The 16,029-nt window shown below is 72.4% G+C and carries 14 protein-coding genes; 7 read left to right on the top strand and 7 right to left on the bottom strand.

Annotation, left to right across the window (positions count from 1 at the left end):
- Positions 1-37: 37 nt before the first annotated feature.
- From B5D80_RS31425 to B5D80_RS31440, 4 genes are read right to left on the bottom strand one after another with little or no spacing between them, the layout of a single operon-like run.
- Positions 38-1,243: an ABC transporter ATP-binding protein gene (locus B5D80_RS31425; RefSeq protein ID WP_088647561.1), complete on the bottom strand. Its 1,206-nt coding sequence runs from the start codon at positions 1,241-1,243 to the stop codon at positions 38-40.
- A 9-nt stretch (positions 1,244-1,252) separates the two neighbouring features.
- Positions 1,253-2,086 carry a carbohydrate ABC transporter permease gene (locus B5D80_RS31430; protein WP_088647562.1) on the bottom strand — a complete coding sequence of 278 codons (834 nt, stop codon included), beginning with the start codon at positions 2,084-2,086 and terminating at the stop codon, positions 1,253-1,255.
- 1 nt (position 2,087) lies between these two features.
- Positions 2,088-2,987, bottom strand: coding sequence for a carbohydrate ABC transporter permease (locus B5D80_RS31435; protein ID WP_088647563.1), 900 nt, complete (start codon positions 2,985-2,987; stop codon positions 2,088-2,090).
- Positions 2,984-4,273: an ABC transporter substrate-binding protein gene (locus B5D80_RS31440; protein ID WP_088647564.1), complete on the bottom strand. Its 1,290-nt coding sequence runs from the start codon at positions 4,271-4,273 to the stop codon at positions 2,984-2,986. Before B5D80_RS31440 ends, B5D80_RS31435 begins: the two co-directional genes overlap by 4 nt.
- Before the next feature lie 381 nt (positions 4,274-4,654).
- On the opposite strand from B5D80_RS31440, the gene B5D80_RS31450 reads away from it, so the two are divergent.
- The 4 genes from B5D80_RS31450 to B5D80_RS31465 all read left to right on the top strand — a co-directional run bounded on the left by B5D80_RS31450 (position 4,655) and on the right by B5D80_RS31465 (position 6,450).
- A complete protein-coding gene (locus B5D80_RS31450) occupies positions 4,655-5,146 on the top strand; it encodes a DUF5753 domain-containing protein (RefSeq protein WP_169733133.1) in 492 nt (163 codons plus the stop codon).
- Positions 5,143-5,325 carry a DUF397 domain-containing protein gene (locus B5D80_RS31455; RefSeq protein ID WP_088647573.1) on the top strand — a complete coding sequence of 61 codons (183 nt, stop codon included), beginning with the start codon at positions 5,143-5,145 and terminating at the stop codon, positions 5,323-5,325. Before B5D80_RS31450 ends, B5D80_RS31455 begins: the two co-directional genes overlap by 4 nt.
- A 370-nt stretch (positions 5,326-5,695) precedes the next feature.
- A complete protein-coding gene (locus tag B5D80_RS31460; protein WP_088647574.1) occupies positions 5,696-6,127 on the top strand; it encodes a RusA family crossover junction endodeoxyribonuclease in 432 nt (143 codons plus the stop codon).
- A gap of 47 nt (positions 6,128-6,174) precedes the next feature.
- Positions 6,175-6,450, top strand: a complete 276-nt coding sequence (locus B5D80_RS31465; RefSeq protein WP_088647566.1) for a hypothetical protein — start codon at positions 6,175-6,177, stop codon at positions 6,448-6,450.
- A 76-nt stretch (positions 6,451-6,526) separates the two neighbouring features.
- On the opposite strand, the gene B5D80_RS31470 is transcribed toward B5D80_RS31465, so the two are convergent.
- The 3 genes from B5D80_RS31470 to B5D80_RS31480 all read right to left on the bottom strand — a co-directional run bounded on the left by B5D80_RS31470 (position 6,527) and on the right by B5D80_RS31480 (position 11,175).
- Positions 6,527-7,231, bottom strand: coding sequence for a L,D-transpeptidase family protein (locus tag B5D80_RS31470; protein ID WP_158224278.1), 705 nt, complete (start codon positions 7,229-7,231; stop codon positions 6,527-6,529).
- Between the two features lie 412 nt (positions 7,232-7,643).
- On the bottom strand, positions 7,644-8,384 hold the full coding sequence (locus B5D80_RS31475; RefSeq protein WP_088647568.1) for an HAD family hydrolase: 741 nt from the start codon (positions 8,382-8,384) through the stop codon (positions 7,644-7,646).
- Positions 8,385-8,436: 52 nt separating this feature from the next.
- Positions 8,437-11,175 (bottom strand): MGH1-like glycoside hydrolase domain-containing protein, encoded by a 2,739-nt coding sequence (locus B5D80_RS31480; protein ID WP_088647569.1) that lies wholly within the window; start codon positions 11,173-11,175, stop codon positions 8,437-8,439.
- Positions 11,176-11,220: 45 nt separating this feature from the next.
- On the opposite strand from B5D80_RS31480, the gene B5D80_RS31485 reads away from it, so the two are divergent.
- The 3 genes from B5D80_RS31485 to B5D80_RS31495 form a co-directional block, all read left to right on the top strand.
- On the top strand, positions 11,221-13,161 hold the full coding sequence (locus B5D80_RS31485) for an amylo-alpha-1,6-glucosidase (protein ID WP_088647570.1): 1,941 nt from the start codon (positions 11,221-11,223) through the stop codon (positions 13,159-13,161).
- A 143-nt stretch (positions 13,162-13,304) separates the two neighbouring features.
- Positions 13,305-14,636, top strand: coding sequence for a glycosyltransferase family 4 protein (locus tag B5D80_RS31490; protein WP_088647571.1), 1,332 nt, complete (start codon positions 13,305-13,307; stop codon positions 14,634-14,636).
- A 139-nt stretch (positions 14,637-14,775) separates the two neighbouring features.
- On the top strand, positions 14,776-16,029 hold a 1,254-nt coding region (locus tag B5D80_RS31495; RefSeq protein ID WP_245855098.1), incomplete at its 3' end, for a protein kinase domain-containing protein.

Below are 16,029 nucleotides of genomic sequence, written 5' to 3' on the forward strand. Positions count from 1 at the left end.
GGGCGTGCGGCCACCGATCCGGGGTGAGGGGGGTGGGTCAGTCGCCGAGCGCGCCGGCCGACCGGCCCTCGTGCAGGGTCAGGTTCCGGCCGGTCGACGGGTCGAACAGGTGGATCTTCTCCAGGTTGAACCAGACCCGCCGGTCCTCGCCCTCCTGCACCGGCGACTCGGCCGACAGCCGGGTCACCAGGTTGCCGCCGCCGCCGCTGAAGTCGGCCCCGGCGTCGGCGGCCAGCTCCTCCAGCTCGGCGGCGCTGGCCCGCTGCCCCTCGACGGTGAAGTAGACGTACTTGTCGGAGCCCATCGACTCGACGATCTCGGCGGGGGCGGTGAACTCCATGCCCCGGGCCCGCGCCTCGTCGTCGATCAGCTCGGCGTCCTCGAAGTGCTCGGGACGGATGCCCAGGATCAGCTCCCGGGGCGCGTCGGCCCCCTCCAACTCGCGGCGGATGCGCTCGCCGATCGGCACGTCACCCAGGGCGGTCCGCAGCTTCCCGTCCTCCACGGCGGCGTGCAGGAAGTTCATCGACGGCGAGCCGATGAACCCGGCGACGAACAGGTTGCGGGGGTGGTCGTACAGCTCCTGGGGCGGGCCGACCTGCTGGATCGCGCCGCCCCGCATGATCACTACGCGGTCGCCGAGGGTCATCGCCTCGGTCTGGTCGTGGGTCACGTAGACGGTGGTGGTGCCGAGCTTCTTCTGCAACCGGGACACCACCGTGCGCATCTGCACCCGCAGCTTGGCGTCCAGGTTGGACAGCGGCTCGTCCATCAGGAACGCCTTGGGCTGCCGGACGATGGCCCGGCCCATCGCCACCCGCTGCCGCTGCCCGCCGGAGAGGTTGGCCGGCTTGCGGTCCAGCAGCGGGGTCAGCTCCAGCACCTTCGCCGCCTCCTCGACCTTGGCGGTGATGGTCTCCTTGTCGAGCTTGGCCAGCCGCAGCGGGAACGCCATGTTCTCCCGGACGGTCATGTTCGGGTAGAGCGCGTACGACTGGAACACCATCGCGATGTCCCGGTCCCGGGGCGCCTTGTCGTTGACCCGTTCGCCGCCGATGCGCAGTTCCCCGGAGCTGATGTCCTCCAGCCCGGCGATCATGTTGAGGGTGGTGGACTTCCCGCAGCCGGACGGGCCGACCAGGATGACGAACTCACCGTCGGCGATCTCCAGGTCGACGTCCTGCACCGCCACGGTGCCGTCGGGGAAACTCTTGCTCACCTTGTCCAGCACGATGTCAGCCATTGTTGTCACCTATCCCTTGACGGCGCCGGAGGTCAGACCGGAGACGATGCGGCGCTGGAAGAACAGCACGAACGCGATGATCGGAATGGTGATCACCACGGCGGCGGCGCAGATCGCCCCGGTGGGGTCCTCGAACTGCGACTCGCCGGTGAAGAACGACAGCGCCACCGGCACCGTCCGGGCCCGCTCGGTGGAGGTGAGCGTGATGGCGAACAGGAAGTCGTTCCAGCAGAAGATGAAGACCAGGATCGCCGTGGTGAACAGCCCCGGCGCGGCCAGCGGGGCGATGACCCGCCGGAACGCCTGCCCCTGGGTCGCGCCGTCCATCTTCGCCGCCTTCTCCAGGTCCCACGGGATCTGCTTGAAGAACGCCGACAGCGTGTAGATCGCCAGCGGCAGGGCGAAGGTGATGTACGGCAGGATCAGCCCCGGCCAGGTGTCGAAGAGGCCGAGCTGCCGTTCGATCTCGAACAGCGGCGACACCAGCGACACCTGCGGGAACATCGCGATCAGCAGGGACACCCCGACCAGCAGCCGCTTGCCGGGGAAGTCGAGCCGGCTGATCGCGTACGCGGCCATCGCACTGAGGACCACCGCGATGAGCGTGGCGATCAGGGCGATACCGATGGAGTTGACCAGGGCGCGGACGAACTGGTCGGTGTCGAAGATGGTCTTGTAGTTGTCCAGCGTCCACTCCCGGGGCCAGAACTTGCCGTCGGTGAGGGTGGCCGGGGTCTTGAACGACAGTGAGGCGATCCAGAGCACGGGAACCAGAGCGAAGACGACGACGATGACGTCGATCAGGCCCCAGCGCAGCTTCGCCCGGGTGGTGGTGTCGGCCATGTCAGCGCCTCTCCCCGTCGTCGCTGCCCGGGGCAGCGGTGCCGAACAGCTTCACGAAGACGAACGCGATGATCGCCACCGTGATGAAGATCAGCACGGACATCGTGGAGCCGATGCCGAGGTTGAGCCCCCGGATCAGGTTGTTGTAGGCGAGCATCGACACCGACGAGGTCTCGTTGCCGCCGTTGGTGAGCACGAAGATGTTGTCGAAGACCCGGAACGCGTCAAGGGTGCGGAACAGCAGCGCGACGAGGATGGCCGGCTTCATCACCGGCAGCATCACCTTGGTGAACCGCTGCCACGCCGTCGCCCCGTCGGTGGAGGCCGCCTTGAGCAGGTCCTCCGGGACCAGCGCCAGCCCGGCCATCAGCAGCAGGGCCATGAACGGGGTGGTCTTCCAGATCTCGGCCAGCATGATGATCGCCAGCGAGCTGGCCCGCTCGGTCAGCGGGGCGCTGCCGTCGAACAGGTTGGCCAGGTAGCCGGTGCCGGGCGTCCAGGCGTACCGCCAGGAGAACGCGGCGACGACCGTGACGATGCCGTAGGGGATGAGCGCGGCGGTCCGCACGATGCCCCGACCGACCAGGGTGCGGTGCATGACCAGCGCCAGCCCCATGCCGAGCACCAGTTCCACCGCGACGGTGACCACCGTGATCAGCATGGTCACCCCGAACGCGGTCCACCAGAACTCGTTGGTGAGCACGGTGACGTAGTTCTCCAGCCCGATGAACTCGCGCTGGTCGGGAAAGCGCAGGTCGAAGCGCTGCAACGACAGCCAGACCGAATAGATGATCGGGTACGCGGTGACCAGCACCATGACCAGCGCGGCCGGGGCGCAGAGCAGCCAGCCCAGCTTCCGTTCGGCCTTCTTGTTCTCGCTCAACGGGGCGCGCCGGCTCACGGCAGGACCCCCTTGGACTGGAGGGCGTCGGAGATCGCCTTACGCAGTTCCTTGGCGGTCTGCTCCGGCCGGATCGCCGACGGCGGCGACAGGATCGCCGACATCACCGTGGAGATGCTCTGGTACGCGGGGGTCAGCGGGCGGACCGCCGGCTCCTTCAGCTCCTCCAGGATGGTCTCCTTCATCGGGTACGCCTCGTCCATCTCCGGGTCGTCGTAGACCGCCTCGATGGTCGGGGGCACCCCGTCGTTGATCGCGGAGAACTTCTGGTTCTTGGCGTCCCGGATGCACCTGGCCGCCTCGAAGGACTCCGTCGGGTGCTTGGAGTAGGCGCTGACCGCCATGTTGACCCCGCCGATGGTGACCTTGCTGGGGGTGTTCGCGTCGATGCCGGGCACCCGGGCCCACTTGACCTTCTTGGCCAGCTCCGGGTCGGCCTCCTGCAACGCCGGGTAGACGAACGGCCAGTTGACCTGGAACGCGCCGTTGCCGGACTGGAAGTCGAGCCGGACCGGATCCTCGGTGGAGTTGCTGAACGACGGCGACGTCACGCCCGACGTGGCGAACCGCTGGAGCTGGTCGAGGGCCTTGACGGTGCCCTCGTCCATCACGGCCTTCTTGCCGTCGTCGCTGAGGATCTTGCCGCCGGCGCTCTCGGCCAGGGTGTTGTAGAGCACCACGAGGCCCTCGTACTGCGCGCCCATGGTGAGCACCCGGTACGGCTTGCCCTGCCCCTTGAGGTCCTTGGCGGCGGTGATCATGTCGTCCCAGCTCTTCGGGGCCTGCGGGACGAGGTCGCTGCGGTACCAGAGCAGTTGCACGTTGGTGTTCTTCGGCGCCCCGTAGAGCTTGTCCTCGTAGCGGGCGGTGTCCAACGGGCCCGCCAGGGTGCCCTGCTCAACCTCGCTCTTGTCCTGCCCGGTCCACTCGCGGATCCACTTGGCGCTGGCGAACTCCTGGGTCCAGGTGACGTCGAGACCGAGCACGTCCATCCCGGTGTCCTCGGCGGCCAGCCGGCGGACGAGCTGCACCCGCTGGTCGTCGGCCTGCCGGGGCAACACCCGGTAGGCGATCTTGTAGCGCCCCTCGGCGCGGGTGTTGCAGTCGTCGACGACCTTCTGCAGGTTCTGCTCGGGCGGGTAGTACAGGTTGATCGTGGGCGTACCACCGCCACCGTCGTCGGCGCCGCACGCGGCCAGCGGCGCGACCAGCGCCAGCGCGGCGGCGGCCGCCCCGGCCCGGAGCACCGGCCGACGCCGGTGTCGGGCCGTTCCGGGGTCCGTCATCGCCCCTCCCCTCTCTTCGGCGAAAACCGGGGAGGTCACCCGTGCCCCGGTGCACGGCAAGCCGTTACCGGGCCGGTGAAGTGCGGAAACACGCCGCCCCGGGCCGTTCCGTGGGCCTACACTGCCCGACCTGCGAAGTCGTGAAACCTGCCGGTAACCGGAGTCGGGCCGGGTGCGGCCGGGCCCGGCGCAGGCGCGTCACCGGCGTCCGGGTCGTGCCCGTGCGGGCGGTTTCAGCGCCGGACCCTGGCCCAGGACAGGAAACGTTCGGTCATCCGGGCCGGCGGGTGCCCGGGGTGCAGTTGGGCGAGCTGGTTGGTCGCCTCGTGCATCAGGGTGCCGAGGTAGACCAGCAGCCCGGTGCGGTCCCTGCGGTACTCGGTGAGCAGGGCGAGCTTGGCCGGTTGGCACGCCCGCGCGACGCTGGCCGGTGGCCGGTTCGCCCCGGACGACGTCGACCGGATCGTGGCGTCCCGGCTCGAACGGCAGGCGATCCTGCGGCGGGAACGACCACCGCAGCTCATCTGCGTCATCGACGAGGCGGTGCTGCGTCGGCCGGTGCTCGACCAGCCGGGGCTGATGATCGAGCAGTGCGAGCACCTGGCCCGGTTGACCGCCGAGGAGCACGTGCAGGTGCACATCGTGCCGACCGACGCCGGCATGTACCTGGGGCTGGGCGGGCAGTTCATCATCGCCGAGATGCCCGACGGCGAGCGGGTGGCCTACGCGGACAACCAGCTCACCGCGCAGATCGTCGATACGCCTACCGATGTCGCTACGCTGGCCAGGACGTGGGAGATCGTGCGGAACGAGGCGCTCCCCCGCCGGCAGGCAATCGAGCTGATCGAGGAAGTGGCGAAGCCATGGACATGATGACCCCGCAGTGGCGGAAGTCGACCAGGTCCGGCGGCAACGGCGGATCGTGCGTCGAGCTCGCCGACAACCTGCCCGGCCGGGTGCTTGTGCGTGACACCAAGGACCGCGAGGGCGGCACCCTCCAGTTCGACCGTACGGCCTGGACCGCGTTCGTCGGCTACGCCAAGCGGCACTGACCCGGCCGGCAAGATCGACTCAGTTGGGGCGGTACAGCGGTATCGAGGTGCGGCGGACACCGCAACATCGACCCCAAGGAGTCGACCAACCGCGCCGCCCCCGTCCCGACCGGCATCGCGCGTCCCGACCGGCATCGCGCGTCCCGTCGGCTTGTCGACGACTGTCCGGATGGCGGGCGCGGTGGGCTGTCCCCGGGCGTGCCGTGTGCACTAGCGTTGACGCACTCACTCCACCAAGCCAGCGCGTCGCCGTCGTAGTCGATACGCCTCCGGCCGACATCAGCCTGCCCGTTCGGTGGGTTCTCCCGCGAACTCCCACTGCGCGCCCCCGGTCCGGGCAGGATCGTCCTCAACGAGGAGGTGCCCCGTGGTGCAGGACACCCGCGCTCTCGCCCTGACGTTCGAGGTGAGCGGCCTGCCACCGGTGAAAACCGAGGCGCTGTCCATCTTCGCCGCCGGCCATCGGCAGGCGACGAGGGTACGCGCCCTGCTCGAGGCGGCCTGCGCCGCGGCCCAGCAGACCGGCTGGACGCCGCTGGCCGGGCCGGTCGAGGTCGACCTGATCCTGCGGTGCCCACCCGGGCACCGCACCTCCGACGCCAGCACCCTGCTGGGCGGGGTGTGCGCGGTGCTCCAGGACAAGAAGCGGGTGGCCAACATCGGGTTGGCCCACCTCGGGGTCCTGGTCGACGTCGCGCTCTACACCGACGACCGGCAGATCCGCCGGTTGTCGTACCGGGAGGAACCGGCGGAGAACCTCTCGTACCAGGTCCGGGTGGCCGCCGCGCCAGCCGTGGTTTGACCGACGCCCGCGGTGGGGTACCGCGGACGCCGACGAAGGGAGCACCGATGTCGGAGCCACATGTCACGCTCGACCCGCGCGGGCTCGACCCGGTGCAGCAGAAGCTGCGCGGCCCGCTGGAGGATCAGCTGACCTCGGCCCTGCAGGCCGCCACCGACCGGGTCCGCGCCAGCTACGCGGGCGAACCGGTCGAGCAGGTCTGCCAACGGCTGCTCGACGAGACCCGCTCCGGGCTGCACCCGGACATCGCCGCCGGCTTCCGCCCCGACATGGACGAGTTCTGCCGGGTCGCGGTGGCGATCGTCCGCAACGAGATCTCCTGAACCCCGGCGGGGTCGGCGTCCGCCGGCCCCGCCCCCACCCGGGCGTCGACTCCGGCCGGAGCTGAGGCCCGGTCGGTCAGTAGCGGCCGAGGTTGGCCGCCGGGCAGATCACGATGCGTGGCGTGTGCCGCGGGTCCAGCCAGCGCAGCACCGACACCAGGTCGGCGTGGGACAGGCTGACGCAGCCGGCGGTCGGGCCGCCGGCTGGGCTGCTGAACTCGTGCAGGAAGATGCCGCTGCCCGCGTCCGGCACCGGCTTCGCCACGTTCGGCGGCATGTTGTAGGTGATCACCGCGAAGTGGGTGTACGCCGGCACCTCCCGCCACAGCGCCTCGCTGTAGCCGCCGGGGTTCGTGCTGCTGTGCTGGAACGTGTTGTAGGCCGGCGAGTCGGGGTTCTCGTTCCACCAGTCGTTCGTGACCACCCGGTGGTACGGGAACCGGACGCCCGGGTCGGCGGCGATGCCGTACATGGTGGGGCCGAACGAATACACCCCGGTCGGGGTGGTCGCCACCCCCTCGGTGTGGTGGTCGCTGAAGCCCTTCGCGCCCAGCCGGGCGGGCAGCGGGGCGGAGACCGGCACCCAGTGGCCGCCCGCCCGGTGGAACGTCTCCAGGGTGGCGTAGGTGGTCGGGTAGCCGGTGCCGGTGACGATGACGACCTGCCGGGTCGCGGCGGGCAGGGTGGTCAACCGGGAGGCCCGGTTCGGTGGCGGGATCGGCCGGCCCCGGCCCGCCGCCGGGTCCGTGTCGCGCCGGGCCGTCCCGGGTGTGGTCCGCATTCCGCCCATGATCGCACCGCCGGCGGTTCTGCGACGCCCCACCCGCCCCGGGGCGGGTGGGGCGCGTCGCGCGGTGGGTGGGTCAGGGTCGGGTCCGCAACTCCCCGACCCTGACCGCCAGCCGTCCGGCCCGGCAGCGGTTCGCGCCGGTGCGGGCGCGACGGGCGGGTCAGGCCGGTCCCGTCGGGCCCGGCACGCGGACCAGGCCCGCCAGCACTCAGCTCCCCGGTGCCCCGGTGCCGGACTTCGGCGCGTTCCCGACCACCCCGATCGGTCGTGAACGCCGGCCCAGGTTAGGCAGCCGCCGGAGGGCCGGGCAAGCAGGCGGACGGGGTCGCTGAGGTGATTGCCGCCGGGGCGCAATTGCGGCATCGGGACGTGACACGGCCAGCCGGCCGGACGCTGTTGGCTCTCAGAAGTGGGCGAGCAGATCGGGGAAGGCGGCCAGCCGCATCACCCCGGTGTCGGCCGGGTCGAGATCGTCGTCCTCCAGCACCCAGGTGTTCTCGTTGGGGATGAACACCGCCCGCATCCCGGCCGCCCGCGCCGGCAGGATGTCCGACTTCGGGGAGTTGCCGATCATCCAGGCGTCGGCCGGTGCGAACCCGTGCTCCCGGGCCAGCCACCGGTAGGTGCCGGTGTCCTTCTCGGCCACGATGTGCGCCGCGCCGAAGTGGTGCAGCAGGCCGCAGGCGTCCAGCTTGCGCTGCTGCTCCTGGCGGTCCCCCTTGGTCAGCAGCAGCAGGTCGTAGCGGGTGGCCAGGGCGTCGAGGGTGTCGGCGACCCCGGGCATCAGCTCGACCTGGTGGTTGACCAGCGCGGTGGCCAGCCGGTCGATGTCCGCGCGTTCCCGGTCGGTGGCCGGCCGCTCCCGCAGCCGCTCCAGGCACTCGCCGAGGCTGCGCAGGAAGACCTTGCTGCCGTACCCGTGGGCCACCGCGTTGGCCCGCTCGATGTCGTCGAGCACGGTGCGGATCTGCGCCCGGTCGAGGGTGGGGTGGTCGACCCAGTCCAGGAAGTCGTCGATCACCCGCTCGAACAGGACGTTGTTCTCCCACAGCGTGTCGTCGGCGTCGAAGATCAACGTCGTCGCGCGCCCACCGGCGACCGTCCCGGCCCCGTCCGACGTCGCCCCGGTCACATCCGCACCCATCCCGGCTCCTCCCCGATCCGTCGGCCGCCCGGCCGGGCGGCCGACGGACACGCTAGCGTCCCGCCCCGCCCGGCACATCCGGGTTGTTCCGGCGCAGGGTCAGGATCAGGTCGGCCACCAGCGCCGTCCACCCGGTCTGGTGCCAGGCCCCGAGGCCCGCGCCGTTGTCGCCGTGGAAGTACTCGGGGAACGCGATCAGGTCCCGCCAGTCGGGATGGGTCTGGAAGAGCTGACACGCGCCGTAGATCGGCCGGCGGCCCCAGCCGTCCCGGGTGAACAGGGAGATCAACCGGGCGGACAGGTCGTCGGCGATCTCGTCCAGGGTGCACTTGCGTCCCGACCGGGTCGGGTACTCCACCTGCAGGTCGTCGCCGAAGAACGCCGCGTAGTCACGTAACGCGCTGATCAGCAGGAAGTTCGTCGGCATCCAGATCGGGCCGCGCCAGTTGGAGTTGCCGCCGAACAAGCCGCTGGTCGACTCGGCCGGCTCGTAGCCGACGCAGAACTCCTGCCCGCCCAGGTCGACCGCGAACGGCTTGTCCAGGTGGGCCCGGCTCAGCGTGCGCAGGCCGTAGTCGGAGAGGAACTCGTCGGGGTCGAGCATCCGGGCCAGCAACCGGACCACCTGCTCCGGGCCGACCATGGACAGCAGCCGCTGCTGGCGGCCGTCCGGGCCGAGCCGCCGCGACCCGATCACGTCGGCGTACTCGGGACGTTGGCTGAGGAACCAGCGCAGCCGGGCCCCCAACTCGGGCAGGCGGTGCAGGGTCCGCGCGGACAGCCGGGTGGTGGCCGCCAGCGGCAGCAGCCCCACCACCGAACGGACCTTCAACGGCACCTGGGTGCCGTCGGCCAGGCGCAGCACGTCGTAGAAGAACGCGTCCTCGGCGTCCCACAGCCCCTGCGAGTAGCCGGCGGCGGCGATGTAGGCGAAGTGCTCGAAGAACTTCGTCGCCGTGTCCACGTACGCCCGGTCGTGCTCGGCCAGCACGATCGCCATGTCCAGCAGGTTGAGGGCGTACATCGCCATCCAGCCGGTGCCGTCGGACTGCTCCAGCACCCCGGCCACCGGCAGCGCGGCCGAACGGTCGAACGGACCGACGTTGTCCAGCCCGAGGAAACCGCCCTCGAACAGGTTGTTGCCGCCGGTGTCCTTGCGGTTGACCCACCAGGTGAAGTTGAGCAGCAGCTTGTGCATCACCCGGGCGAGGAACTCGTGGTCGCGCCCGCCGTCGATCTCGAACACCTTCAGCGCCGCCCAGGCGTGCACCGGCGGGTTCACGTCACCGAACGCCCACTCGTACGCCGGGATCTGGCCGTTGGGGTGCAGGTACCACTCGCGGAGCAGGAGCAGCACCTGCGCCTTGGCGAAGCCCGGGTCGACCCGGGCGATGGTGACGCAGTGGAAGGCCAGGTCCCAGGCGGCGTACCAGGGATACTCCCACGGGTCCGGCATGGAGATCACGTCGAAGCTGGTCATGTGCCACCAGGCGCTGTTGCGCCCGTGCCGGCGGCCGGCCGGCGGCGTCGAGCCCGGATCGCCCTCCAGCCACCGCTTGACGTCGAAGTGGTAGAACTGCTTGCCCCACATCAGCCCGGCGATCGCCTGCCGGGCCACCAGCGCCTCGTCGGCGCTGGCCGCCGCCGGGATCACCCCGGCGAAGAAGCGGTTCGCCTCGGCCCGCCGGGCCCACACCACGGCGTCGAAGCCGGCCCCCAGCTCCGCCGGGGGCGGCGCGGCGGCCCCGGGCGGCGGCGCGGTGCGGGTCAGCCGCAGCCGGATCTGCCGCTGCCCGCCGGCCGGCACCTCCAGCACGTAGTGCAGGGCGCCCTTGGTCCCCTCCCGGTCCGGGTTGACGGTGGCCGCGCCGGCCACCACGTGGTCGTTGATCCCGTCCTTCGGGTACGGCGAGCGGCCGGCCAGCCCCCACAGCCGCTCGGCGTTGGTGTCGTTGTCGCACAGCAGCGGGGTCGGCGAGCCGTCCCCCTCCAGCAGGAGCTGCCCCAGCACCCAGTGCTCGCCGACGAGCCGGGCACCCTCGCCGGCCAGCCGGGGCACCCGGTCCGCGCCGGGCGGACCCCAGGCCCACGTGTTGCGGAACCACAGCGTCGGCAGCACGTGCAGGGTCGCCGCCTCGTCGGCCCGGTTGGCGACCGTGATCAGGATGCACAGGTCGGTCGGGGACGCCTTGGCGTAGTCGACGGTGACCGCCCAGTACCTGTCGTCGTCGAAGATGCCGGTGTCGACCAGCTCGTACTCGGTCTCGTCCCGGCCGCGCAGGGCGTTGACGGCGACCAGCTCGTCGTACGGGAAGGCGGCCTGCGGGTAGTGGTAGCGCCAGCGCATCCACGAGTGGGTGGGGGTGCTGTCGAGGTACCACCAGTACTCCTTGGCGTCCTCGCCGTGGTTGCCGCCGTCACCGCCGAGGCCGAACATCCGCTCCTTGAGGATCGGGTCGACCCCGTTCCACAGCGCCAGCGCGAAACAGAACGTCTGCCGGTCGTCGCAGACGCCCGCCATGCCGTCCTCGTTCCACCGGTAGGCTCTGGACCGCGCGTGGTCGTGGGGGAAGTAGTCCCACGCCGTGCCGTGCTCGCTGTAGTCCTCCCGTACCGTCCCCCACGCCCGCTCGGACAGATAGGGACCCCATGCGCGCCAGTCCTGCTCCCCGGCGTCGGCCTGGGCGAGCCGGAGCCGCTCGGCGTCGGGGGACGGGGCGTCGGAGGGCGATCTGTCGGTGAACACCTGCACATTTTCGACGCCGCCGGGGTACTTGACCACAGCGGCCATTGTCGTCGTGGCGTGTTACACCTCGCCGCCACAGGAGGAAAGAAGTTGATCGAGTTCGGTTTCGGGCCGGGGGTCTGCGGTGCACTGGCCGACGGGGCGACCCGGGAATGGCTGGTCACCGACGGTCTCGGCGGGTACGCCATGGGCACGGTGAGCGGTTTGCGGACCCGCCGCTACCACGGTCTGCTGGTGGTCGCCGGGGAGACCCCGGCGGCCCGCCGGGTGGGTCTGGTCAGCCTCGACCCGGCGGTGGTCCTGCCGTCCGGGGCCCGGGTCCGGCTCGGCGCACACGAGTGGAACTCCGGGGTGGTCGACCCGCGCGGCTTCGAGTACCTCGAACGGTTCGACCTGGTCGACGGGCTGCCCCGCTGGCGGTGGCGGATCGGCGACGTGGTGATCGAGCGGGAGTTGGCCATGACGTACGGCCGGTCCGCCGTGGCGGTGGTGCACCGGCTGGTGGCCGGCGGCCCGGTCCGGCTGGACCTCTCGGCCGCCTGCACCTGGCGCGACGCGCACGGCGAACGGCGGGCCGACGGGCCGACGCCCCGGGTGGAACCGGCCGACGGCGGCGCGGTGGTCGAGGGGGCGTTCCGCCTCGCCGGCCCGGACTGGACGCCCGAGGGGCAGTGGTGGCTGGGCGTGCACCACCGCGAGGAGGCCGCCCGGGGGCTGCACCCCGACGAGGACCTGTGGTGCGCTGGACGGTTCTCCGGCGCGCTGGAGCACCCCGGGGACACCGTGTCGGTGCTGGCCTGGGCCGGTGACCTGGCCGAGGAGCCGCCCCCGGCGACGCAGGTGGTGGCGGCGGCCCGGCAGCGGCACCGGGCGGTGGTGGCGGCGGCGAAGCCGGCCGACGCGGTGGACGCGACCCTGGCGCTGGCCGCCGACGCGTTCGTGGTGCGTACCCCCGCCGGGCCGGACGTGGTCGCCGGGTACCCCTGGTTCGGCGCCTGGTCGCGGGACACGATGACCTCGTACGAGGGGTTGTTCCTGTGCACCGGGCGGGCCGACGAGGGGCGGGAGCTGCTGCGGGCGTACGCGGCGACGCTGTCGGAGGGGATGCTGGCCAACACCGCCGACACCGGCCGGGTGGAGTACAACACCGTCGACGCGACGCTGTGGTTCCTGCACGCGGTGGGCCGGCACGTCACCGTCACCGGCGACACCGACCTGGGCGACGAGCTGCTGCCGGCACTGCACGGGGTGGTGCGCGCGCACCTGGCCGGCACCCGGTACGGCATCGCCGTCGACCCGGACGACGGGCTGATCACCCAGGGCGGCACCCCGGGCACCGCGCTGACCTGGATGGACGCCCGGGTGTACGGGGTGCCGGTGACCCCCCGGGTCGGCAAGCCGGTCGAGGTGAACGCGTTGTGGATCAACGGGTTGGCCGGGTTGGCGGAGCTGACCGAGCTGGCCGGGCAGGACCCGGACGAGCTGTGGCGGCTGCACGACCGGGCCCGGGAGGCGTTCGGCAAGCGGTTCCCCACCCCGGCGGGCTGGCTGCACGACGTGGTGGACGCGCCCGCCCCCGCGTACCCGCTGGGTGGGGCGGCGCACCACGACGACGACCTGCTGCGCCCCAACCAGCTGCTCGCCTGGTCGCTGCCGTACGCGCCGTTGGAGCCGGACCCGGTGGCGCTGCGTCGGGTGGCGGCCGGGCTGTTCACCCCGCTGGGGCCGCGCAGCCTCGCCCCCGACGCGCCGGAGTACGCGCCCCGGCACCGGGGCGGGCCGGCCGAGCGGGACGGCGCCTACCACCAGGGCACGGTCTGGCCGTGGCTGATCGGGCCGTTCGTCGAGGCGTACCGGAAGGCCGGGCTGCCCACCGACGACCTGCTGGTCGGTCTGGTCGGACATCTGGGGGAGTTCGGCCTGGGCTCGGTGAGCGAGACGGCGGACGCCACCGCCCCGCACGCCGCCACCGGATGCCCGTTCCAGGCGTGGTCGGTGGCCGAGCTGCTCCGCGTCCGACGGGCCCGATAGGCACCCGTTACACACCGGCAACGGTGGCGTCTCCGCTGGTTATCCGGCAGTCGGCAGGATGGGCCGCGACCCCGGGCCGGCGCACGGACACCATCGTGGTGTCCTACCGGCGCGCACCCAGGACACCACCCGAAGGGGGCCGCATGTCACCCGACGCCGACGTGATCGACATCCACCCCGCCCGGCACCAGCGGGTGCTCATGCTGTCCTGGGAGTACCCGCCGGTGCTGGTCGGCGGCCTCGGCCGGCACGTGCACGCCCTGGCCACCGCCCTGGCCGCCGCCGGGCACGAGGTCACCGTGGTCACCCGGCACGCCGAGGGGGCGCCGCTGGAGGAGTACGCCGACGGCGTACGCGTCCTGCGCGCCCCCGAGGACCCGGTGACCTTCCCGCTGGCCACCGGCTCCCTGCTGGCCTGGACGATGGCGTTCAACCACACCCTGACCCGGACCGCCCTGCGGGCCGCCGACACCGCCGGCTACGACGTCGTCCACGCCCACGACTGGCTGGTCGGGCACACCGCCGTCACCCTGGCCGAGCACCTCGACCTGCCGCTGGTCACCACCATCCACGCCACCGAGGCCGGCCGGCACCAGGGCTGGCTGCCCGGGGAACTCAACCGCACCATCCACGGCGTCGAACACTGGCTCAGCAACGCCTCGGCCCGGGTGATCGCCTGCTCCGGATACATGCGCGCCCAGGTCAGCCGGCTGTTCGACGTGCCGGCCGGGCGGGTCGACGTGGTGCCCAACGGGGTCGACGACCGGGCGTTCCGGGCCCGGCCCCGGGCGGTCGCCTCGGCCCGCGCCCGGTTCGCCGGGGACGGCCCGCTGGTCGGCTACGCCGGTCGGCTGGTCTACGAGAAGGGCGTGCAGCACCTCGTCGACGCCGTGCCCCACCTGCGCGACCGGCACCCGGGGCTGCGGGTGGTGATCGCCGGGGACGGCCCGTACAAGGACGAACTGGTCGACCAGGTACGCCGGCTGCACGTCGGCGACAGCGTCCGGTTCACCGGCTTCCTCGACGCCGGGCAGCTCCCGGCGCTGCTCGCCGCCACCGACGCGACCGTCGTACCGAGCCTCTACGAGCCGTTCGGCATGATCGCCCTGGAGGCGGCGGCGGCCGGCGCGCCGCTGGCCGTGGCGAGCACCGGCGGGCTCGCCGAGATCGTCGAGTCCGGGGTCACGGGGGTGACCTTCCCGCACAGCGACCCGGGCGCGCTGGCCGGCGCGGTCGACCGGCTCGTCGGCGACGAGGTCTTCGCCCGCCGGGTGGCCCGACGGGCCCGCACCATGGTCGGCGAGCGGTACGGCTGGGCGGCCATCGCCGCGCGTACCGCGGGCAGCTACGCCGCTGCCCGCCGTGACCACGGCGGTTTCCAGGCCCGACGGGCGGCGGGCCTGCTGGCCGGCGGCCGGCAACGGATCACCATCCCCGAGGGCAACCTGCTGCAACGCGACGGCGCGGCCTGCTGACCGGATCGAGACCTGACAACCGATAGGTCCGCCCCGATCCATTGGCTACGGTGTACCTCGGCCGATGGTGAGGAGAACGGTGCAGCAGGTAGTGATCGCCGGCCGGTACCGCCTGTTGAACTTGGTGGGCCGGGGTGGCATGGGCCGGGTCTGGCTGGCCCGCGACGAGGTGTTGCACCGCGAGGTGGCGGTCAAGGAGGTGGTGCCCCCCGCCTGGCTGGCCGACGACGAACGCGACGAGGTGCGGCTGCGGACGCTGCGCGAGGCCCGCACCGCGGCCCGGCTCAACCACCCCAACGTGGTCCGGGTCTACGACGTGGTGCAGGTCGAGGAACGACCGTGGATCGTGATGGAGTACGTCCTGTCCCGGTCGTTGCAGACGGTGCTGGACACCACCGGCCCGGTCGATCCGGTCCGCGCCGCCGAGATCGGGCTGGCGCTGCTGTCCGCGTTGCGCGCCGCGCACTCCGCCGGGGTGCTGCACCGCGACGTGAAACCGCAGAACGTCCTGGTCGCCGACGACGGCCGGGTGATGCTCACCGACTTCGGGCTGGCCACCTTCGACGGCGGTGACGGGCTGATGACCCGCCCCGGAATGGTGCTCGGCTCCCCGCAGTTCGTCGCCCCCGAACGCGCCGCCGACGGGGTGTCCAGCGTGGAGGCCGACCTGTGGTCGCTCGGCGCCACCCTGCACGCCGCCGTCGAGGGCCGCTCCCCGTACGCCCGCAGCACCGCGATGGCCACCCTGGCCGCCCTGGCCACCTCCCCGCCGGACCCGGCCCCGCACGCCGGGCCGCTGCGTCCGGTGCTCGACGGGCTGCTGATCCGCGACCCCCGGCACCGCATCCGCCACGACGAGGCCGCCCGTCGACTGGAGGAGGTGACCCGGGCGACACCCCGGCCCGAGCCGCCCACGGTGGTGCTGCCGGTCCCCCGTCCGATGGGCGTGGCCCGGCCGACGCCGCCACCCGGCCCGGACGACCTCCCGGCCGACCGGCCGGTGCCACCGCGTACCCGGGCGGACCTCGACGCCGAGCGGGAGTGGGGGCCACCCGGCCGCCGGGTCGCCGCCGACGCGGCCGAACGGGCCGTCTCCCCCACGTCCGCCGGTTCCCCCGGCTCCGAACCGGCCGGCCACCCGGCGGCGGGCGCTCGTCCGGCCGCCGGGATCGGCGGCACCGGCCGGGAGCCGGCCGAGGTGACCCCGGGCGGTCCCGGTCGGGTCGTCGCCGGGTCGGGCGACCCGGGAGGGTACCCGCCGGGGCCGGGCGGCACCGACGGACGTGGCGGCGCAGACCCGATCACCTCCGGTCCGGGGCCGGCCGGAGGGCAACTGACCGGCCCGGGCGCGGCCGGGCCGGGCGGGCGCGGGCCGGGACGCTCCGGCGCGGGC

This window comes from Micromonospora wenchangensis (assembly GCF_002210435.1).
GTDB lineage: Bacteria > Actinomycetota > Actinomycetes > Mycobacteriales > Micromonosporaceae > Micromonospora > Micromonospora wenchangensis.